The sequence below is a fragment of the Streptomyces sp. NRRL F-5123 genome, from assembly GCF_000721495.1.
Taxonomy (GTDB): Bacteria; Actinomycetota; Actinomycetes; order Streptomycetales; family Streptomycetaceae; genus Actinacidiphila.
Genome location: NZ_JOHY01000003.1, coordinates 1 through 19,129 on the forward strand (window position 1 = coordinate 1; position 19,129 = coordinate 19,129).

A 19,129-nucleotide genomic window follows, 5' to 3' on the forward strand; every position below is an offset into this window, starting at 1 on the left:
CCCCCCACGTGGCCAGCCCCCGCCCCGCGGCCCGCTCGGCGATCCGGTACCCCAACTCGGCCTCGCCGTCCGCGACGTCCACGAGGTTGACCCGCCCCAGCACCTCCCCGCCGTCCCCGACGACGACATGGAAGTAGCACTCCCCGACCTCCTGCTCCGCCAGCCGCGCCCGCAGCATCTCGCCGAAGCGGGCGAAGAACTCCTCCCCCCTGTCGGGCACGGAGGCGGCGAAGTACGCCCGGTTCTCCTCCTCGAAGGCGAGCAGCGCGGAGGCGTGGCGGCGGTGGAGCAGCTGGATCTCGGGCATGCGCAGCAATATAGGCACCGCGCGGTGGGCGCCGATGCCACGGCTGCGGGCGGCGGCATCCACCGGACGCCCGGAAGCGGTCCGGGAACGGCGGCGCGACCGGGGCGGACCACGACGGATTCGGGTTGCTCGCCGATGCCGAGGATGACGCCGGGCCCGCCGTCAGGGCAGAATCCGCAGCATGCGCACGATCGACTACATCGCCCACCTGCAGCGGGAGGGCGAACTGCTCGCGGACGCCGCCGCGGCGGCGGGCGAGGACGCGCCCGTGCCGACCTGTCCCGGCTGGACGACCGGGGACCTGGTCCGGCACACCAGCACCTTCCACCGCTGGGCGGCGCGCATCGTGGACGAGGGGCCGGCCGGGCCCGTGCCGGAGGATCCGATGCCCGCGGAGCCGACGGGCCCGGCGCTGCTGCCCTGGTTCCGGGAGGGGCACGGCAACCTGGTCCGTACGCTGCGGGCGGCCGGTGAGGGGACGGAGTGCTGGACGTTTCTGCCCGCGCCCTCCCCGTTGGCGTTCTGGGCCCGGCGGCAGGCGCACGAGACGGCGGTGCACCGGGTGGACGCCGAGTCGGCGCGCGGCAGGGAACTCTCCGCCATGGACCCGGCGTTCGCCGCGGACGGCATCGACGAGCTGCTGACCGGGTTCCACGCCCGCGCCCGCAGCCGGGTGCGCACCGGGCAGCCGCGCGTCCTGCGGGTGCGGCCGTCCGACGCCGAAGCGGCGTGGACCGTACGGCTCACGGCCGACGCGCCCCCGCGCACCGAGCGCTCCGCGGACGGTCCGGCCGACTGCGAGCTGTCCGGCCCGGCGCAGGACCTCTACCTCGTCCTCTGGAACCGCCTGCCCCTCACCGCGGCAACCCTCACCGGCGACACCGCCCTCGCCGCGCTGTGGCGGGAGACCTCCGCCATCACCTGACGCCGGCGCTCAGGGGGATGTCGGCGTCGCGGCGCGGTTCCATGTCTCCTCCGCCATGTGGATCACTTCGTCGAGGACCTCGCGGGAGCGGACGAAGTCGGCGATCGTCCGGTCGATGCGATCGCGCTCCTTCGCGAGTTCGTCGACGAGTTCGGGGGTGGCGATCTCGCTCGGACCTGCGTCGTCGCGCATGCAGGGCAGCAGCTGGGCGATCTTCTTGCTGGACAGCCCGGCCGCGTAGAGGGTCTGGACGCGGATGACGCGGTCGACCGCCCAGCCCCCGTAGTCGCGCTGCCCGCCGGGCGTGCGCTCCGGTCGCAGGAGTCCCTGGGTCTCGTAGTAGCGCAGGGAGCGCTCGCTCACCCCGGTGCGCCTGGCCAGTTCACCGATCCGCATTCTCCACCTCGCCCGATGACGACTTGAACTTGACACCAGTGTCATGTTCTACCGTCCGGGACATGACGAACGCACCCGTTTCCCCGAGCCTCTTCCAGCCCGCCCGCCTCGGCGACCTGCACCTGCCCAACCGCCTGGTGATGGCCCCGATGACGCGCAACCGCGCCGCTGCCGACGGCACCCCCGAACCGATCATGGCGACCTATTACGCCCAACGCGCCACCGCCGGGCTGATCATCGCCGAGGCGTCCACGCCGAACGCCGTCGGGCAGACCTATCCGAACATCACCGCCATCCACAGCGGCAAGCACGTCGTCGGATGGCGGCGCGTCACCGAGGCAGTGGCGGCCTCGGGCGGCCGGATGTTCCTGCAGCTGCAGCACGGCGGCCGGGTCGGGCATCCCGGCACCAGCGGCCTGACGCCCCTCGCACCCTCACGCGTCCCGCTGCCCGACACGATCCACACGCCGACCGGGCCCCAGCCCGCAGTCGTGCCGGTCGCCATGACAACCGCGCAGATCCGCACCACGATCGCCGACTTCGCCGCCGCCGCCCGCAACGCCATGGACGCCGGCTTCGCCGGCGTCGAGGTGCACGCCGCCAACGGCTACCTCCTGCACCAGTTCCTGGCCCGCAACACCAACCACCGCACCGACGGGTACGGGGGCGAGGTCGCCCACCGCACCAGGTTCGTCGTCGAGGTCGTCCGGGCCGTCGCCGACGCGATCGGCCCCGCTCACGTCGGCGTGCGCATCGCTCCGGGGCTGACGGTCAACGGCATCGAGGAAGGCGACACGGAGCAGATCTACCCCGTCCTCCTCGACGCCCTCGGAAAAGTGGGTCCGGCCTACCTGCACGTCGTCTTCGCCGACCCCGACCAGCCGCTCTTCCAGGACATCCGCAGGCGGTGGACCGGCACCCTGATCGCCAACCCCGTCCTGGGATGGGGCAGTCCGCTCCCCCCGGACGGAGGCAGGGCGGCGGCCGAGCGGCTGCTCGCCGCCGGCGCCGACCTCATCGCCCTCGGCCGCCCCTTCCTCGCCAACCCCGACCTGGTCGAACGGCTCCGCACCGGAGCAGCGATCAACCAGGTGAAGGACCACGGCCTGATGTACACCGGCGGAACAGCCGGCTACACCGACTATCCGACGCTCGCCACAGCTGCCCCCGCACATCGCCGGGTGCCCGAACCGACCACGCCGTGACCGCCGTCAGGGCGGCGGCCCCGACACCGCCTCTCCCCGATCCGCCGGACTCCCCGGCATCCCGGAACGACTGCGTGCCCGCACTCTCGCGCACTACCGTGGAGGCCAAGTGCGGTGCCTCCAGGGCCGCTTGCGCCACTCCGGCCACGCCAGAACGAGCGCAGTCGCCTGGCCCGGCCGACGCCGTGAACGACTCGCAGCGCACTTCGCCCGGAAGAGCCGGGAGGTTCGTCGGAGAACCACACCTCTGGAGGAGCCGTGCCGTCCCGCGGCGCAGGATCGAAACCGCTCGCGGCGCGGGCAGTCGCACCGGCATGCCTTGCCCTCGTCCTGGGGGCGGCGGCGACGCTCACCGCGTGTTCGTCGGGGAGCGACGAGCCGACCGTCGAACTCGACGGCGTGAAGGCGTGCGGCCTGCTCACCAAGGCGCAGTTGAAGAGCTACGAGGTGTCCACCGTCACCCTCGACACCGACAAGGACGGCGTCTCGGTGTGCGAATGGGGGGCGGCGCCTTCCCCTGGGAGGGTCCGTTTCGTTCAAGACGCCCCGCGGGCCGCGGGCTAGCGTCGGGGACATGAACGCACATCACGTGACACCCCGCCTGGACATGATCGGGATCGTCGTCTCCGACATGGCGGCCTCGCTGAGCTTCTACCGCCTGCTGGGCATCGACCTGCCCGCCGCGGCGGACGGCGAGGCGCATGTCGAGGTCACTCTCGCGGGCGGGCTGCGGCTGGCCTGGGACACCGTCGCGACGGTCAGGTCCTTCGACCCGCAGTGGCAGCCGGCCCGCGGCAACCGGATCGCGCTCGCCTTCGACTGCGGCACCCCGGCGGGGGTGGACGCGCTGTGGGACGAGCTGACGGGCGCCGGCTTCGAGGGGCACCTCAAGCCGTGGGACGCCTTCTGGGGCCAGCGCTACGCCGTCGTCCACGACCCGGACGGCAACCCGGTGGACCTCTTCGCGGCGGCCTGACACCCGCTTGTGCGGGTGCGCCCGGCGCGGCCAGGATCGGTCCGCGTGAGCAGTCCTTACGACGACGAGCGGCCGGAGCAGTTCCGCGCGGGACTGGCGTCGCTGGAGGCCGCGGTCCGCGCCGGCGGGACGGGCGCGGTCCTCGAACGCTACGACGTGGCCGTCTTCTCCCGCTCGTGACCGGCCGCCGCCGAAGGGCCGGTCACGGCTCGGCGCCGGTCAGGATCCCGCCGGGGGCTGCCACTCGTGGGCGAGGAGGCCGAGGACCACCTCGTCCACGAACTCGCCCATCACCCAGGCCGCCGAGCGGAGCACGCCCTCGCGCACGAAGCCGTTGCTCTCGGCGGCCCGCAGCATCGCCGGGTTGTCGGCGAGGGTCTCGACCTGCAGCCGGTAGAGGCCGCGGACGACGAAGCCGTAGTGGCAGAGCACGGCGACCGTGTCGGTGCCGTAGCCCTTGCCGCGGGCGGACGGCAGCATGCTCAGGCCGAGGTGGGCGTAGCGGCTGTGGTTGTCGATGCCCCACAGGTTGGCGTAGCCGATGAGCGTGCCGCCGGACAGGTCCACGACGGAGAAGGGGACGTTCCGCGGGTCCTGCTCGTCGGTGAGATTCCGCGGATCCTTCGTGCCGGGGGCGAGCGGGCGCCAGGCGGCGCCCTCCGCGCGCGAGGCGGTGACCACGTCGTCGTGGAGCTCGGCCCGCAGGATCGGGATGTCCTCCTCGTGCCGGGCCCGCAGCCCGACCGTACGGCCTCGTAGCATGCCTGCCTTCCTACCCGGTGGGGGCGGCGGGCGGCAACCGGATTAGCTCGCCGAGCGGGACGCCCGCGAGCGCCCGGACCTCGCGGGCCAGGTGGGGCTGGTCGGCGTAGCCGGTGTCGGCGGCGACCCGGGCGAAGGGGACGCCGGCGCGGGCGAGGGCCAGGGCGCGCTGGAGGCGCAGGACGCGGCCGAGGGTGCGCGGCCCGTAGCCGAAGGCGGCCTCGCAGCGGCGGCGCAGCTGGCGCTCCCCGAGGCCGCACGCGGCAGCGACGTCCGCGACGGACCGGCCCGCGGTGAGGGCGGCGGTGACCGCGGCGGGCAGCGGGTCGGCGGGCGCGGCCTCGGTCGTCCGGGCGACGGCCCACGCTTCGAGGGCGGCGGCGGGGCCGGCGTCGGCGCGCTCGGCGAGCCGCCGGGCGCGGGCGGCGGGCCAGAGGTCGGCGAGCGGCACCCGGCGGTCGCGCATCTCGGCGGCGGGGGTGCCGAGGAGGGCGGGCGCGGTCCCGGGCGCGAACCGCAGGCCGGCGAAAACGCTGCCGGGGCGGGCGGTGGCGACGTACCCGGCGGTGTCGGGCCCGGCGACGAGCAGCGTGCCGTCGTGCCAGATCAGGTCCATGCAGCCGTCGGGCAGGATGCGGTAGGGGCCGCCGCCGTCCGTGCGGCTCCACACGGTGACGCCGGGAACCGCGCCCGGCCGCTCGCGATATCCGCCCACGTCCCCATGATGCCGCGGCTCACCGGCACCGCGGCTCAGTGGTGCCGGTGCTCGTCCCACTGCTGGGGCTGGGGCGGGTAGGGCGGCGACGGGGGCGCGGGCGGCAGCCGCGGCGGGGAGGTGGGGCGGGGCGGGACGAGGGGGCGGGGCCGGCGCGGCGGGTCGAGCGGCTCGGGGCGCTCCGGCCGGGGGCGGCGGGCGCGCAGCCGGGAGCGGATGTCGGCGTGCGGCAGGACGTCCACCCAGCGCTCGGGGTATTCGGCGGGCGGATCGTCGTCGTCCGCGTCCTCGGCGTCCTCGGCGTTCCCTGCCGCGGCGGCCTGCCGGGCGCGGCGGGCCGCGGCGCGGGCGACGACCTCGGCGGCGGCCGCCTCCTTGCGGCGGTTGTTCTCCTCGCGGGCCGCGGCGGTGGCCAGCGAGGGCCACACCCGGTCGACGGCGGCGTTGACGGCGGCGCCGACGAGGACGGCGAAGGCGCTCACGCCGATCCACAGCAGGACGGCGATGGGCGCGGCGAGCGAACCGTAGATCGTGTGGCCCTCGACGGCGTGCCCGAGGTAGATCCGCAGGACGAAGCTGCCCAGCATCCACATGAGCAGGGCGACGAGCGCGCCGGGCACGTCCTCGTACCACGGCGCCCGGACGGGGACGGACACGTGGTAGAGCGTGGTGAGGAAGGCCACCGAGGCGAGCAGCACGGCGGGCCAGTACAGGACGTGGACGGTGCCGGTGACACCGGGGATCAGGTCGTCGACGGCGCCGGGGCCGACGACGACCAGCGGCAGCACGGCCGCCCCGAGCACGAGCGCGACGATGTAGAGGACCAGGGACATCAGCCGGGTGCGGACGATGCCGCGGCGGCCCTCCAGCCCGTACATGATGGTGATGGTGTCGACGAAGACGTTGACCGCGCGGGAGCCGGACCACAGGGCGATGACGAAGCCGATCGAGATCAGGTCCGGGCGGCGGCCGTGGAAGACGTCGTCCACGAGCGGTTTGACCAGGTCGTTGACGCCCTTGTCGGACAGCACGGTCGCGGACGCGCTGAGGATGTTGTGACGTATGTGGTCGATGGTGTCGAGCCCGACGACGGTGTCGACGTAGCCGAGCGCGCCGACCAGGCCGAGCAGCAGCGGCGGCAGTGACAGCAGCACGAAGAAGGCGGCCTCGGCGGCGAGGCCGGTGACGCGGTACTCCAGGCACGAGTCGACCGTGTCCTTGAGCAGCAGCCAGCCGACCTTCCGCTTGGAGACGTTGCGGTAGAGCACCCGGGCCCGCCGCCAGCGGCTCGGACGCCGGTGGCTTCTTTCTTCTGCTGCTTGCACCCCCTTACGTTAGCTGGCATGACTGCCGTCACCCACACGGTCGCGAACCAGGCTCCGCCCCTGGTCGGCCATGACGTATACAGCACCGACACCGCGCTGACCGAGGCCGTCGCCCGCCATGCGGAACCGGCCCTGCTCGCGGAGGTCACCGAGGAACTCGTCCGGCTCGGCGAGGCCGCCGGTTCCGCCCAGGCGCAGCGGTGGGGTGAGGAGGCCAACACGTACTCCCCCGTGCTGCGCACCCACGACCGCTACGGCAACCGCATCGACGAGGTCGACTTCCACCCCTCCTGGCACCGGCTGCTCGGGCACGCGATCACCGCTGGCCTGACCGACGCCTGGTCGCGGCCCGCCGGGCACCTGCGGCGGGCGGCCGGCTTCCTGGTGTGGTCGCAGGTCGAGGCCGGGCACGGCTGCCCGGTGTCGATGACGCACGCCGCGGTGCCCGCGCTGCGGGCCGACCCGGCGCTGGCGGCCGAGTGGGAGCCGCGGCTCGGCTCGCACTCCTACGACCCGCGGCTGGTGGCGCCCGGCGAGAAGCCGGGGGTGCTGTTCGGGATGGGCATGACCGAGAAGCAGGGCGGCTCGGACGTGCGCGCCAACACCACCCGGGCGGTGCCGCTCGCCGAGCCCGGGACGTACGCGCTGACCGGGCACAAGTGGTTCTGCTCGGCCCCGATGTCGGACGGCTTCCTGGTGCTGGCCCAGGCCGACTCCGCCGGGAAGGGCGGCCTGACCTGCTTCCTGCTGCCGCGCGTGCTGCCGGACGGGACGCGGAACGTCTTCGCGATCCAGCGGCTCAAGGACAAGCTGGGCAACCGCTCCAACGCCTCCGCCGAGGTCGAGTTCCGCGACTCCTGGGCGCGCCGGGTCGGCGAGGAGGGCCGCGGGGTCGCCACGATCATCGGGATGGTGGCCGCGACCCGGCTGGACTGCGCGCTCGGCTCGGCGGCGCTGATGCGGCAGGCCGTCGCGCAGGCGGTGCACCACGCGACCCACCGGGAGGCCTTCGGCGGCCCGCTGATCGGCAAGCCGCTGATGCGCAACGTGCTGGCCGACATGGCGCTGGAGTCGGAGGCCGCGACGGCGGCGGTCATGCGGCTCGCGGCGGCGTACGACGCGGACACCGAGCAGGAGCGGGCCCTGCGGCGGCTCGGGGTGGCCGTGACCAAGTTCTGGGTGACCAAGCGCTGCCCGGTGGTCGCGGCCGAGGCGCTGGAGTGCCTGGGCGGCAACGGCTACGTGGAGGAGTCCGGAATGCCGCGGATCTTCCGGGAGTCGCCGCTGAACTCGGTGTGGGAGGGCTCGGGCAACGTCCAGGCGCTGGACGTGCTGCGGGTGCTGGGGCGCGAGCCGCTCGCCGTGGAGGCGTTCCTGACCGAGGTGGGGCGCGCACGGGGCGCGGACCACCGGCTGGACGCGGCGGTGAAGGACCTGCTGGCGGAGCTGGGCGACCTGGAGGGCGTGGAGGCGCGCGCCCGCCGGGTCGTGGAGCGGATGGCGCTGGTCCTCCAGGGCTCGCTGCTGGTCCGGTACGCCCCGGCCGCGGTGGCCGACGCCTTCTGCGCCTCCCGGCTGGGCGGCGAGTGGGGCTCGACCTTCGGCACCCTCCCGTCGGGCCTGGACCTCGGGCCGCTGCTGGAGCGGGCGGCGCCGGTGGCGGGGTGAGGGGCCCCGTACGGGAGGCGACGGCGCCGGGGGGCTCCGGCGGTCACAGCACTACGGTGCCGGTACCGCCGCGGGGCCGCCGCGGTGGCTGCGGTGCGCCGTGGCCGGGCCGAGGACGCCGAGCAGGGCGAGGGCGTCCACGCCGGGCGAGCCGGGCGGCGGTGTGAAGACCAGCAGCCGCTGGTCCTGCGACGGTGTGAGCAGCACCTCGTAGTCGAAGGCGATCGCCCCGACCTCGGGGTGCAGCACCCGCATCCGGCTGCGCTGCTTGACCGCGACCTCGTGCGCGTCCCAGAGCTCGCGGAATTCCCCGCTGGCCTCCCGCAGCCGGGCGACCAGGGCTGCCGCCGTGGCGTCGTTCCCGCGGCGGGCGACGGCCGCGCGCAGGTCGGCGACCATCTCCCGGCTGTGCGGGGCGTGCTCCTCCGGCGGGTAGCCCGCGCGCACGGCGGGGTCGGTGAACCAGCGCAAGGGGATGTTGCGCTCCCCTTCGGCGACCGTGCACACGCAGCCGAACAGCGCCTCGGCCAGCGCGTTCATCGCCAGCAGGTCCCCGAGGTCGCCGACGAGCTGCGCCGGCGTCTGCGTCATGTGGTCCAGCAGGTAGCGCAGGCTCGGGCGTACGTGCAGCCCCGCGGACTGCCGCAGCGGCGGCGGGTGGCCCGCGAGCAGGTACAGGTGGTCGCGCTCGTCGGTGGTCAGGCGCAGCGCGCGGGCCAGCGAGGCGAGGATCTGCGTCGAGGGCTGCGGGCCGCGGGCCTGTTCGAGCCGCATCACGTAGTCCGCGGACATGCCCGCGAGATGGGCGACCTCCTCACGGCGCAGCCCGGGGGTGCGGCGGTGCCTCCCGACCGGCAGGTCGGCCTCCTCGGGCCGCAGCCGGTGCCGTGACCGGCGCAGGAAGTCGGCGAGCTGCTCGCGATCCATCTGCATGTCCCCATCATGCAGTGGCGGGGGGCGGGTGCGGCCGGCGGTGCCTAGGACGGCCCGTCCTAGGCGAAGCGCTCCGATTTTCACCGCCGTGCGGCGGCGGCACGGTGGGGGCATGACACAGACACAGATCAAGAACCTCCAGGCCGTGCTGCGCGACCGCCCCGCCCTGGACCCGGACCTGACCCTCGCCGAGCAGCGGGCCTTCTTCGAGCAGATCACGTCGACCGCGGTGCTCCCGGCGGGCACCGCGACCGCCGAGGGCCGGCTCGGCGGTGTGCCGGTCGTGCACACCACCCACCCGGAGACGGAGAGCGGCCCGGACGCACCGGTCGTGCTGTACCTGCACGGCGGCGGGTTCGTCGTCGGTTCGGCCCGCTCGGGCACCTCGCTCACCGCGGGCCTGGCGTCCCGGGCGCGCGGCCGCGGGGTCTCGGTGGGCTACCGGCTGGCGCCCGAGCACCCCTTCCCCGCCGCGGTGGAGGACACCCTCGCCGTCTACCGCGCCCTGCTGGACGAGGGCACGGCGCCCTCCCGGGTGGCCTTCGCGGGCGACTCGGCGGGCGGCGGGCTCGCGCTCCAGGCGCTGGTCGCCGCCCGGGACGCCGGGCTGCCGCTGCCCGCGGCGACGGTGGCCTTCTCCCCCTGGTACGACCTGACGCTGTCCGGGGCCTCGATCACCTCCCGGGCCGGCGACGACCCGATCCTGACCCCGCACATGCTGCGCCGCTACGCCGCCGACTACCTGGGCGCGGCGGCCGGCGCGCCGGCGCTCGACGACCTGCGGGGGCTGCCGCCGCTGCTGGTGCAGGCCGGCTCGCACGAGATCGTGCTGGACGACGCGGTGGCCCTGGCCTCCCGCGCCGCGGCCGACGACGTGCCGGTCGAGCTGGAGGTCACCGCGGGGGCGACGCACGTCTTCCAGCGGTTCGCCGGCTCCGGGCTGCTCGACGAGGCCGACGCGGCGCTGGACTCGGCGGGCACCTTCCTGCGCCGCGCCCTGTCCCCGGCCCTCGCCGCGGCGGCCTGACGGGGGACGGCGGCGGGCGGCGGCGGGCGGCGGGTACGGAAGCCGTATACGACAGGCCGGACGAACGGCGTACCCGCGAAGGGCCGCGCACCGCCCGCGCGGAGGGCCGCGCGGGGCCCCGGCGTACCGGAAGGAGCCGCCCCCGGCCGGGGGTGGCGCCGCGCCGACTCGGCACCACCCCCGAAGGTGACGCGGCGTCAATGTCCGTCGGTAAGCGCTCTCGGCGCAAGCGTTGCACACCGTTGCACCAAACCCCGGCGGCCCGGACCCGTACCCGGGCACCATGGGCAGCGGGAGCAGCGGAGGCACCCCGGCGGGGACGGAGGCGGCGTGGCAGACCGGCCGATCGGCTACGGGCGGCTCGACGGGACGGACCTGACGAGGTCGCCGCACCTGCTCGCCTCGGTGCGTGCGGCCACGCTCGCAGGGGACACCCCGCCGGAGGCGCCTCGCGCGGTGATCGGGGCGTCCTGGGCGAGGACGCTGGGCCACGGGGTGGATCCGGACGTGGGGCGGCACAACGGGCTGCTGGCCGCCGAGGAGCTCGAGCACCGCCGGCACGGCAGCCCGCTGGGCGAGGTGCTGCCGGTCCTGGCCGACGGCCTGGTCCCGGTCGCGGACGCGGCCTGGCACATCATGGTCGTCACCGACGCGGACGGCCGCGTGCTGTGGCGCGACGGCAGCCTCGCGGTGCGCCGCAGCGCCGACCGGCTGGGCTTCGCCGAGGGCGCGTCCTGGTCGGAGGACGTCGTCGGCACCAACGCGATCGGCACCGCGCTCGTCACCCGCAAGCCGCTCCAGGTGCATTCCGCCGAGCACTTCGTGCGCACCCACCACGGCTGGACGTGCGCGGCCGCGCCGCTGCACGACCCGCGCGACGGGCGGCTGCTGGGCGTGGTGGACGTGAGCGGCCCCGCCTCTACCGTGCACCCGGCGATGCTGTCGCTGGTCTCGGCGGTCGCCCGGGTCGCCGAGGGCGAGCTGCGGACGCGGCACTGGGCGGCGGTGGAGCGGCTGCGCTCGGTCGCGGCGCCACTGCTCGCCGGCATCGGCGGTCGGGCGGTGGTGGTGGACCGCAACGGCTGGACGGCGGCGGCGACCGGGATCGCGCCGGCCGAGCGGATCGCGCTGCCGGCGGCGGTCACCGCGGGGCAGGTGTGGCTGCCGGCGCTGGGGCTGTGCGGGATCGAGCCGCTGCCGGGCGGCTGGCTGCTGCGGGTCGGCGAGGGCGGTCCGGCTCCCGCAGGCGGCCGGGTGGTGGTGGACGTGAGCGGCCCGGTGTCCTGGACGGTGACGGTGGCCGGACCGGCGGGCCGCTGGGCGCTGCCGCTCAGTCCCCGGCATGCGGAGCTGCTGTACGTCCTGGCGGTGCACCGGGCGGGGCGGACGGCGGCGGAGCTGGCGGGCGACCTGTTCGGCGACCCGACCCGTACGGTGACGGTGCGGGCCGAGATGTCGCGGCTGCGGCGCAGCCTCGCGGGGGTGCTGGCGCACCGCCCGTACCGCTTCGCGGAGGAGGTGGAGGTCGAGCTGGTGCGCCCGCGCCGGGCCGCCGACCTGCTGCCGCAGTCGGTGGCGCCCGCGGTGCTTGCGGACCGCGCCCCGCGCGGCTGAGCGCCGGTCACACCCGGTAGCGTCCTCAGTGCTTCCCACCTGCGCGTCGTCCGGGCTGCCCGGGTGCGCGCGGGGACGTGACGTGCGCCATAGTTTGCCACATACTGAGATGATGACGTCCACATGATGGATAACGGTGGACTCCTCCGAGACGTGCGTGCCACGCTTCCGTCATGTCTCGCACTGGAATCGCCTTGGTGGGTCGGCCGCACGTCGACTTCTGCCGCGTTTCCAGCGCCATCTGTCCGGCGGGCTGACCGCACAGCTGCACCGCTCCGCCATCCCCGCCGTCGTGGATGCACGGGAGTTCCCTGTGTCCGCGGCCGTCGTACCACCGCTCTGCGTTTCCCCAGGCCACAGGGTACTTCCGCGCCGTCAACGACCGTATTCGAGCCTGCCAGAAGGACGCATCGCCATGGCATCCAGCCCCGCCGACACCCCGCAGCCGCCCGCCGGGACGCCCAGGACACCCGCCGCGGCCCGCCGTAGGACGACGCGGCACCGTGGCGAAGGCCAGTGGGCAAAGGGCCACTTCACTCCGCTCAACGCCAACGAGCAGACGAAGAAGGACGATGACGGTCTCAACGTGCGGACGCGCATTGAGACGATCTACGCCAAGGCGGGCTTCGACGCGATCGACGGCGCGGACCTGCGCGGACGCATGCGCTGGTACGGCCTCTACACGCAGCGCCGTCCCGGCATCGACGGCGGGCGCACCGCGATCCTGGAGCCCGAGGAGCTGGACGACCGCTACTTCATGATGCGGGTCCGCATCGACGGCGGCCGGCTGACGGTGGCCCAGCTGCGGGTCGTCGGCGAGATCTCGCAGGAGTTCGCGCGCGGCACCGCCGACATCACCGACCGGCAGAACGTGCAGTACCACTGGATCCGCATCGAGGACGTCCCGGAGATCTGGCGCCGGCTGGAAGCGGTGGGTCTGTCCACGACCGAGGCGTGCGGCGACACCCCGCGCACCATCCTGGGCTCCCCGGTGGCGGGGATCGCCGAGGACGAGATCATCGACGGCACCCCGGCGATCGACGCGATCAAGGACCGCTACATCGGCAGCAAGGAATTCTCCAACCTGCCGCGGAAGTTCAAGACCGCGATCTCCGGCTCGCCGCAGCTCGACGTGGTGCACGAGATCAACGACATCTCCTTCGTCGGCGTCGAGCACCCCGAGCACGGCCCCGGCTTCGACCTGTGGGTCGGCGGCGCGCTGTCCACCAACCCGCGGCTGGGCGAGCGGCTCGGCGCGTGGGTGCCGCTGGACGAGGTGCCCGAGGTGTGGGCCGGGGTGGTCGGCATCTTCCGCGACTACGGCTACCGCCGGCTGCGCTCCCGCGCCCGGCTGAAGTTCCTGCTGGCCGACTGGGGCCCGGAGAAGTTCCGCCAGGTACTGGAGGACGAGTACCTCGAGCGGCCGCTGGTCGACGGCCCGGCGCCGGAGCTGCCGCAGCAGGTGTGGCGCGACCACATCGGGGTGCACCGGCAGAAGGACGGCCGCTTCTACGTGGGCTTCGCCCCGCGCGTCGGCCGGGTCGACGGCGCCACCCTCACCAAGATCGCCGAGCTGGCCCAGGGCCACGGCTCGGACCGGGTGCGCACCACGACCGACCAGAAGATGATCGTCCTGGACGTCGCCGAGGACCAGGTCGACTCGCTCGTCGCGGGCCTGGAGTCGCTGGACCTCCAGGTGCGCCCCTCGCCCTTCCGGCGCGGCACCCTGGCGTGCACCGGCATCGAGTTCTGCAAGCTGGCCATCGTCGAGACCAAGGCGCGCGGCGCCTCGCTCATCGACGAACTGGAGCGCCGCCTGCCGGACTTCGACGAACCGGTCAACATCAACATCAACGGCTGCCCCAACTCCTGCGCCCGCATCCAGACCGCCGACATCGGTCTGAAGGGCCAGCTGGTCACCGGCCCCGACGGCGAGCAGACCGAGGGCTTCCAGGTCCACCTGGGCGGCAGCCTCGGCCTGACCGCGGGCTTCGGCCGCAAGGTGCGCGGCCTCAAGGTCACCGCGGCCGAACTGCCGGACTACGTCGAGCGGGTGCTCACGCGCTTCCAGGCCGAGCGCGCCGACGACGAGCGGTTCGCCCAGTGGGCGGCGCGCGCGTCCGAGGAGGCGCTGTCGTGAGCGAGCGTGCCGCCCCCTTCTACTGCCCCTACTGCGGCGACGAGGATCTGCGCCCTTCCGAGGAGGGCGGGCACGGCGCCTGGGAATGCCGGGCGTGCGCCCGCGCATTCAAGCTGTCGTTCCTCGGGCTGCTGGCCAGGAGGCCGGCCGCCGATTCCCCGCAGGGAGGCGCATCGTGACCACCGCATCTTCGTACACGGCCGAGCAGTTGCAGCAGCTCGCCGAACAGGCCGGACGCGACCTGGAGGACGCCTCCGCGCTCGACGTGCTGCGCTGGGCCGCCGAGACGTTCGGTCCGCGGCTGTGCGTGACGTCGTCGATGGAGGACGCCGTCGTGGCGCACCTCGCCTCGCGCGCGCTGCCCGGCATCGACGTGGTCTTCCTCGACACCGGCTACCACTTCGAGGAGACCATCGGGACGCGCGACGCCGTCGCGGCGGTCATGGACGTCAACGTCATCACCGTCATGCCCGAGCAGACCGTCGCCGAGCAGGACGCGCAGTACGGCCCGAAGCTGCACGACCGCAACCCCGACCTGTGCTGCGCGCTGCGCAAGGTCGCCCCGCTGGAGCGGTCGCTGGCCGGCTACGACGCGTGGGCGACCGGTCTGCGCCGGGACGAGTCGCCGACCCGGGCGAACACCCCGGTCGTCGGCTGGGACGCCAAGCGGCAGAAGGTCAAGATCGCCCCGATCGCCCGCTGGACGCAAGGAGACGTCGAGGCCTACGTGGCCGAGCACGGCGTGCTCACCAACCCTCTGCTGACGGACGGCTACGCCTCCGTCGGCTGCGCGCCCTGCACCCGGCGGGTGCTGGAGGGCGAGGACGAACGGGCCGGGCGCTGGTCGGCGTTCGGCAAGACCGAGTGCGGGATCCACCAGTGACGGCCACCCAGCAGGAGGCTTTGATGACAGCGGGCGCCACCGTCTGGCTCACCGGCCTGCCGAGCGCCGGCAAGACCACCATCGCCCGCGCGCTCGCGGCGCGGCTGGAGGCGGACGGCCGCCGCGTCGAGGTGCTGGACGGCGACGAGATCCGCGAGTTCCTGTCCGCGGGGCTGGGCTTCAGCCGCGAGGACCGGCACACCAACGTGCAGCGGATCGGCTTCGTCGCCGAACTGCTCGCCTCGCACGGGGTGCTGGTGCTGGTGCCGGTCATCGCGCCGTACGCCGACAGCCGCGAGGCGGTGCGGGGGCGCCACAAGGCGCAGGGCACCGGCTTCGTGGAGGTGCACGTGGCCACTCCGGTCGACGTGTGCTCGGTACGCGACGTGAAGGGCCTCTACGCCCGGCAGGCCGCGGGCGAGCTGACCGGGCTGACCGGGGTGGACGACCCCTACGAGGTGCCGGAGACCCCCGACCTGCGGATCGAGACGCACGGCAGCACCGTCGAAGAGTCCGCCGCAGCGGTGCACGCGCTGCTCGCCGAGAGGGGTCTGACGATATGAGCACGACCGCGACGCACACCGAGCAGCGGGACAGCCCGTACGCGCTGACCCACCTGGACGCGCTGGAGTCCGAGGCCGTCCACATCATCCGCGAGGTCGCGGGCGAGTTCGAGCGGCCGGTGATCCTCTTCTCCGGCGGCAAGGACTCGATCGTCATGCTGCACCTGGCGCTCAAGGCGTTCACGCCCGCGCCGGTGCCGTTCTCGCTGCTGCACGTCGACACCGGGCACAACTTCCCCGAGGTGCTGGACCTGCGCGACCGCACGGTCGCCGAGCACGGCCTTCGGCTGTACGTGGCCAAGGTGCAGGACTACATCGACGACGGGCGGCTGCGCGAGCGCCCGGACGGGCTGCGCAACCCGCTGCAGACCGTGCCGCTGACCGAGGCCATCGCCGGCAACCGCTTCGACGCCGTCTTCGGCGGCGGGCGGCGCGACGAGGAGAAGGCCCGCGCCAAGGAGCGGGTGTTCTCGCTGCGTGACGAGTTCTCCCAGTGGGACCCGCGCCGCCAGCGCCCCGAGCTGTGGCAGCTGTACAACGGCCGGCACGCGCCGGGCGAGCACGTACGCGTCTTCCCGCTGTCCAACTGGACCGAGCTGGACGTGTGGCAGTACATCGCGCGGGAGAAGATCGAGCTGCCCTCGATCTACTTCGCGCACGAGCGCGAGGTCTTCCGGCGCAACGGCATGTGGCTGACCGCCGGCGAGTGGGGCGGCCCGAAGGCCGCCGAGCCGGTCGAGACCAGGACGGTGCGCTACCGCACGGTCGGCGACATGTCCTGCACCGGCGCGGTCGACTCGGCCGCGACCACGCTGGACGCGGTGATCACCGAGATCGCCGCCTCCCGGCTGACCGAACGGGGTGCCACCCGCGCCGACGACAAGATGTCGGAGGCGGCCATGGAGGACCGCAAGCGCGAGGGGTACTTCTAGACATGAGCGTCTCCACAAGCCCGCTGACCGCCGAGGAGCTGTCGGCGACCACGCTGCTGCGGTTCGCCACCGCCGGATCCGTCGACGACGGCAAGTCCACCCTGGTCGGGCGGCTGCTGCACGACTCCAAGTCGGTGCTCAGCGACCAGCTCGAAGCCGTCGAGCGGGCCTCGCAGATCCGCGGCCAGGAGGCCCCCGACCTGGCGCTGCTCACCGACGGCCTGCGGGCCGAGCGCGAGCAGGGCATCACCATCGACGTGGCCTACCGCTACTTCGCCACCGCGCGCCGCCGGTTCATCCTGGCCGACACGCCGGGCCATGTGCAGTACACCCGCAACATGGTCACCGGCGCCTCGACCGCGGAGCTGGCGGTGGTGCTCGTCGACGCGCGCAACGGCGTGGTGGAGCAGACCCGCAGGCACGCCGCCGTGGCCGCGCTGCTGCGGGTGCCGCACGTGGTGCTCGCGGTCAACAAGATGGACCTGGTGGACTTCGCGGAGCCGGTCTTCGCCGCCATCGCCGAGGAGTTCACGGCGTACGCGGCCTCGCTCGGGGTGCCGGAGATCACCGCGATCCCGATCTCGGCGCTGGCCGGCGACAACGTCGTGGAGCCGTCCGCGAACATGGACTGGTACGGCGGCCCGACGGTGCTGGAGCACCTGGAGACCGTGCCCGTGAGCCACGACCTGACGGACTGCCCGGCGCGCTTCCCGGTGCAGTACGTGATCCGGCCGCAGTCCGCCGAGCACCCGGACTACCGCGGCTACGCGGGCCAGATCGCGTCCGGCATGCTGCGGGTCGGCGAGCCGGTGACGGTGCTGCCCTCGGGGCGTACGACGACGGTCTCCGGCATCGACGCGCTGGGCGTGAGCGTGGACACCGCGTGGGCGCCGCAGTCGGTGACCGTGCGGCTCGCCGACGACATCGACGTCTCGCGCGGCGACATGATCGCGCCGACCGCGTCCGCTCCCGCCGTCACGCAGGACGTCCGGGCGACGGTGTGCCATCTGCACGAGCGCCCGCTGCGGATCGGCGAGCGGGTGCTGCTCAAGCACGGGACGCGCACGGTCAAGGCGATCGTCAAGGCCATCCCCTACCGGATCGACCTGTCGCACGGGCTCGCCCACGACAACGGCCCGGCGGCGCTGGAGGTCAACGACATCGGCGCGGTGCAGCTGCGCACCGCCGAACCGCTGCCGATCGACGCCTACGCGGAGGCCCGGCTCACCGGCGCCTTCCTGCTGATCGACCCCGCGGACGGGACGACGCTGACCGCCGGCATGGCGGGCGAGGCGTTCGCGGAGCCCCCGGCGGCCGCGGCGGCCGACGACGAGGGCTGGGACTTCTGACCATGGCTCAGGAAGCCTTTTCGGGATTCGCGAAGGAGGGCGGGCGCGTCGGCAGCGGCTCGCTCGGCTCGGGTACGGGCGGGGTCGCCCGATGTGCGGGCTGACCCGCACGACGGCGGTCCACGGCTTGTCCGTGGCCGCCGGCGCACGCCCCATGCGCGCTCCGCGCGCCCCGATGCACCGCATCCGAAGACCTGACGAGCTTCCGGCCGCGCCCTGACGCGCGACACGCCGGGCCCGACGAGAGGACACACCCGTGTCTGCGCACCTCCGACCCGCGTCCCGCCCCACCGCCCGCCGCCACAGACTCATCGCCGTGGCCGCCGCCCTCCCGCTGTTCCTCGGCTCGCTGGCCGCCTGCGGCTACGGCTCCGACAAGAAGTCGGACGACGACAACTCCTCGCCGGCCGCCGCGGCGTCCGGCAGCACCACCGCCGCCAAGCTCTCCGCCGACGAGGTGAAGATCGGCTACTTCCCGAACCTGACGCACGCCACCGCGCTGGTCGGGCTGAAGGAAGGCTTCTTCAAGCAGGAGCTGGGCGGCACCGACATCAAGGAAGCCACCTTCAACGCGGGTCCCGCCGAGATCGAGGCGCTGAACGCCGGGGCGATCGACATCGGCTGGATCGGCCCCTCCCCGTCGATCAACGGCTACACCAAGTCCGACGGCAAGAACCTGAAGATCATCTCCGGGTCGGCGTCCGGTGGCGTCAAGCTGGTGGTCAACCCCAAGAAGATCAAGACGCTCGCGGACGTCAAGGGCAAGAAGATCGCCACCCCGCAGCTCGGCAACACCCAGGACGTGGCGCTGCTGAACTGGATATCCACCCAGGGCTGGAAGGTCGACGCGCAGTCCGGCAAGGGCGACGTGTCGGTGGTGCGCACCGACAACAAGATCACCCCGGACGCGTACAAGAACGGCTCCATCGACGGTGCGTGGGTGCCGGAACCCACGGCGTCGAAGCTGGTCAGCGAGGGCGCCAAGGTGCTGCTCGACGAGAGCACGCTGTGGCCGGACAAGCTGTTCGTGATCACCAACGTGATCGTGTCGCAGAAGTTCCTGACCGCGCACCCGGACGTGGTGGAGGCGGTGCTGCGCGGCTCGGTGAAGACCAACGCGTGGATCAAGGCCAACTCCGACAAGGCCAAGGCCGACGCCAACGCCGAGCTGGAGAAGCTGACGCAGAAGGCGCTGCCGGCGAACGTCCTCGACCCGGCGTGGGCCTCGCTGCAGGTGACCGACGACCCGCTGGCCTCGACCGCCAAGTCCGAGGCCGACCACGCGGTGGCCGCGGGCCTGCTGGACAAGCCGAAGCTGGACGGCATCTACGACCTGACGCTGCTCAACAAGGTGCTGAAGGCCGCGGGGCAGCCCGCCGTGAGCGCCGCCGGTCTCGGCAGCGAGTGAC

22 protein-coding genes are annotated in these 19,129 nt (G+C 73.7%); 16 read left to right on the forward strand and 6 right to left on the reverse strand.

Annotated elements, in window-relative coordinates; all coding sequences use genetic code 11:
• Positions 1 to 307, reverse strand: a 307-nt coding sequence (locus IH54_RS0103770; RefSeq protein WP_031512823.1) for a GNAT family N-acetyltransferase, incomplete at its 3' end; no start/stop codon positions are given.
• 181 nt (positions 308 to 488) lie between these two features.
• Here IH54_RS0103770 and IH54_RS0103775 point away from each other — a divergent pair.
• Complete coding sequence (locus tag IH54_RS0103775) at positions 489 to 1,232, forward strand: maleylpyruvate isomerase family mycothiol-dependent enzyme (protein WP_031512824.1); 744 nt, start codon at positions 489 to 491, stop codon at positions 1,230 to 1,232.
• A gap of 9 nt (positions 1,233 to 1,241) precedes the next feature.
• Here IH54_RS0103775 and IH54_RS0103780 read toward each other — a convergent pair whose 3' ends face one another.
• Positions 1,242 to 1,628, reverse strand: a complete 387-nt coding sequence (locus IH54_RS0103780) for a MerR family transcriptional regulator (RefSeq protein WP_031512825.1) — start codon at positions 1,626 to 1,628, stop codon at positions 1,242 to 1,244.
• 62 nt (positions 1,629 to 1,690) lie between these two features.
• Between IH54_RS0103780 and IH54_RS0103785 the strand changes: the two genes are divergently transcribed.
• The 4 genes from IH54_RS0103785 (at position 1,691) to IH54_RS47560 (ending at position 3,989) form a co-directional block, all read left to right on the forward strand.
• Entirely contained in the window at positions 1,691 to 2,833 is a 1,143-nt protein-coding gene (locus IH54_RS0103785; RefSeq protein ID WP_031512826.1) for an alkene reductase, read from the forward strand.
• A 258-nt stretch (positions 2,834 to 3,091) separates the two neighbouring features.
• On the forward strand, positions 3,092 to 3,397 hold the full coding sequence (locus IH54_RS0103790) for a hypothetical protein (protein ID WP_031512827.1): 306 nt from the start codon (positions 3,092 to 3,094) through the stop codon (positions 3,395 to 3,397).
• Between the two features lie 10 nt (positions 3,398 to 3,407).
• Complete coding sequence (locus IH54_RS0103795) at positions 3,408 to 3,809, forward strand: VOC family protein (RefSeq protein ID WP_199923329.1); 402 nt, start codon at positions 3,408 to 3,410, stop codon at positions 3,807 to 3,809.
• Between the two features lie 45 nt (positions 3,810 to 3,854).
• Positions 3,855 to 3,989, forward strand: coding sequence for a hypothetical protein (locus IH54_RS47560; RefSeq protein WP_267965165.1), 135 nt, complete (start codon positions 3,855 to 3,857; stop codon positions 3,987 to 3,989).
• 39 nt (positions 3,990 to 4,028) lie between these two features.
• Here the strand turns inward: IH54_RS47560 and IH54_RS0103805 are convergent, their stop codons facing one another.
• Genes IH54_RS0103805 through IH54_RS0103815 form a run of 3 tightly spaced genes read right to left on the reverse strand, consistent with a single transcriptional unit; the run spans position 4,029 to position 6,611 of the window.
• On the reverse strand, positions 4,029 to 4,571 hold the full coding sequence (locus IH54_RS0103805; protein WP_031512829.1) for a GNAT family N-acetyltransferase: 543 nt from the start codon (positions 4,569 to 4,571) through the stop codon (positions 4,029 to 4,031).
• 10 nt (positions 4,572 to 4,581) lie between these two features.
• On the reverse strand, positions 4,582 to 5,286 hold the full coding sequence (locus IH54_RS0103810) for a helix-turn-helix transcriptional regulator (protein WP_031512830.1): 705 nt from the start codon (positions 5,284 to 5,286) through the stop codon (positions 4,582 to 4,584).
• A 35-nt stretch (positions 5,287 to 5,321) separates the two neighbouring features.
• Entirely contained in the window at positions 5,322 to 6,611 is a 1,290-nt protein-coding gene (locus IH54_RS0103815; RefSeq protein ID WP_078861917.1) for a YihY/virulence factor BrkB family protein, read from the reverse strand.
• Between the two features lie 18 nt (positions 6,612 to 6,629).
• On the opposite strand from IH54_RS0103815, the gene IH54_RS0103820 reads away from it, so the two are divergent.
• Positions 6,630 to 8,279, forward strand: a complete 1,650-nt coding sequence (locus IH54_RS0103820) for an acyl-CoA dehydrogenase family protein (RefSeq protein ID WP_031512832.1) — start codon at positions 6,630 to 6,632, stop codon at positions 8,277 to 8,279.
• Between the two features lie 51 nt (positions 8,280 to 8,330).
• On the opposite strand, the gene IH54_RS0103825 is transcribed toward IH54_RS0103820, so the two are convergent.
• On the reverse strand, positions 8,331 to 9,212 hold the full coding sequence (locus tag IH54_RS0103825; protein WP_031512833.1) for a helix-turn-helix transcriptional regulator: 882 nt from the start codon (positions 9,210 to 9,212) through the stop codon (positions 8,331 to 8,333).
• A gap of 112 nt (positions 9,213 to 9,324) precedes the next feature.
• Between IH54_RS0103825 and IH54_RS0103830 the strand changes: the two genes are divergently transcribed.
• From IH54_RS0103830 to IH54_RS0103870, 10 genes are all read left to right on the forward strand, one after another.
• Positions 9,325 to 10,239 carry an alpha/beta hydrolase gene (locus IH54_RS0103830; protein ID WP_031512834.1) on the forward strand — a complete coding sequence of 305 codons (915 nt, stop codon included), beginning with the start codon at positions 9,325 to 9,327 and terminating at the stop codon, positions 10,237 to 10,239.
• Positions 10,240 to 10,569: 330 nt separating this feature from the next.
• Complete coding sequence (locus IH54_RS0103835) at positions 10,570 to 11,853, forward strand: GAF domain-containing protein (RefSeq protein ID WP_052397046.1); 1,284 nt, start codon at positions 10,570 to 10,572, stop codon at positions 11,851 to 11,853.
• A gap of 173 nt (positions 11,854 to 12,026) precedes the next feature.
• Complete coding sequence (locus IH54_RS47865) at positions 12,027 to 12,110, forward strand: putative leader peptide (protein WP_322899662.1); 84 nt, start codon at positions 12,027 to 12,029, stop codon at positions 12,108 to 12,110.
• A gap of 158 nt (positions 12,111 to 12,268) precedes the next feature.
• Positions 12,269 to 13,993, forward strand: coding sequence for a nitrite/sulfite reductase (locus IH54_RS0103840; RefSeq protein ID WP_031512836.1), 1,725 nt, complete (start codon positions 12,269 to 12,271; stop codon positions 13,991 to 13,993).
• On the forward strand, positions 13,990 to 14,172 hold the full coding sequence (locus IH54_RS0103845) for a hypothetical protein (protein ID WP_031512837.1): 183 nt from the start codon (positions 13,990 to 13,992) through the stop codon (positions 14,170 to 14,172). Before IH54_RS0103840 ends, IH54_RS0103845 begins: the two co-directional genes overlap by 4 nt.
• Positions 14,169 to 14,876 carry a phosphoadenylyl-sulfate reductase gene (locus IH54_RS0103850; protein ID WP_031512838.1) on the forward strand — a complete coding sequence of 236 codons (708 nt, stop codon included), beginning with the start codon at positions 14,169 to 14,171 and terminating at the stop codon, positions 14,874 to 14,876. The genes IH54_RS0103845 and IH54_RS0103850 overlap by 4 nt, the downstream gene beginning before the upstream one ends.
• 23 nt (positions 14,877 to 14,899) lie before the next feature.
• Positions 14,900 to 15,439 carry an adenylyl-sulfate kinase gene (gene cysC / locus IH54_RS0103855; RefSeq protein WP_234343353.1) on the forward strand — a complete coding sequence of 180 codons (540 nt, stop codon included), beginning with the start codon at positions 14,900 to 14,902 and terminating at the stop codon, positions 15,437 to 15,439.
• The gene (gene cysD, locus IH54_RS0103860) at positions 15,436 to 16,371 is read left to right on the forward strand and encodes a sulfate adenylyltransferase subunit CysD (protein ID WP_031512840.1); all 936 of its coding nucleotides are present in this window, start codon (positions 15,436 to 15,438) and stop codon (positions 16,369 to 16,371) included. The genes cysC and cysD overlap by 4 nt, the downstream gene beginning before the upstream one ends.
• Before the next feature lie 2 nt (positions 16,372 to 16,373).
• Positions 16,374 to 17,720: a sulfate adenylyltransferase subunit 1 gene (locus tag IH54_RS0103865; protein ID WP_031512841.1), complete on the forward strand. Its 1,347-nt coding sequence runs from the start codon at positions 16,374 to 16,376 to the stop codon at positions 17,718 to 17,720.
• Between the two features lie 256 nt (positions 17,721 to 17,976).
• Positions 17,977 to 19,128: an aliphatic sulfonate ABC transporter substrate-binding protein gene (locus IH54_RS0103870; protein WP_031512842.1), complete on the forward strand. Its 1,152-nt coding sequence runs from the start codon at positions 17,977 to 17,979 to the stop codon at positions 19,126 to 19,128.
• Position 19,129 lies beyond the last annotated feature (1 nt).

Excerpts from the sequence above, each read along its gene's own strand:
- IH54_RS47865 (WP_322899662.1), top strand. The coding sequence starts at position 12,027 with ATGTCTCGCACTGGAATCGCCTTGGTGGGTCGGCCGCACGTCGACTTC.
- IH54_RS0103820 (WP_031512832.1), top strand. The coding sequence starts at position 6,630 with ATGACTGCCGTCACCCACACGGTCGCGAACCAGGCTCCGCCCCTGGTC.
- IH54_RS0103830 (WP_031512834.1), top strand. The coding sequence starts at position 9,325 with ATGACACAGACACAGATCAAGAACCTCCAGGCCGTGCTGCGCGACCGC.
- IH54_RS0103775 (WP_031512824.1), top strand. The coding sequence starts at position 489 with ATGCGCACGATCGACTACATCGCCCACCTGCAGCGGGAGGGCGAACTG.
- IH54_RS0103840 (WP_031512836.1), top strand. The coding sequence starts at position 12,269 with ATGGCATCCAGCCCCGCCGACACCCCGCAGCCGCCCGCCGGGACGCCC.
- IH54_RS0103780 (WP_031512825.1), bottom strand. The coding sequence starts at position 1,628 with ATGCGGATCGGTGAACTGGCCAGGCGCACCGGGGTGAGCGAGCGCTCC.
- IH54_RS0103785 (WP_031512826.1), top strand. The coding sequence starts at position 1,691 with ATGACGAACGCACCCGTTTCCCCGAGCCTCTTCCAGCCCGCCCGCCTC.
- IH54_RS0103795 (WP_199923329.1), top strand. The coding sequence starts at position 3,408 with ATGAACGCACATCACGTGACACCCCGCCTGGACATGATCGGGATCGTC.
- IH54_RS0103825 (WP_031512833.1), bottom strand. The coding sequence starts at position 9,212 with ATGCAGATGGATCGCGAGCAGCTCGCCGACTTCCTGCGCCGGTCACGG.
- cysC (WP_234343353.1), top strand. The coding sequence starts at position 14,900 with ATGACAGCGGGCGCCACCGTCTGGCTCACCGGCCTGCCGAGCGCCGGC.
- IH54_RS0103865 (WP_031512841.1), top strand. The coding sequence starts at position 16,374 with ATGAGCGTCTCCACAAGCCCGCTGACCGCCGAGGAGCTGTCGGCGACC.
- cysD (WP_031512840.1), top strand. The coding sequence starts at position 15,436 with ATGAGCACGACCGCGACGCACACCGAGCAGCGGGACAGCCCGTACGCG.
- IH54_RS0103805 (WP_031512829.1), bottom strand. The coding sequence starts at position 4,571 with ATGCTACGAGGCCGTACGGTCGGGCTGCGGGCCCGGCACGAGGAGGAC.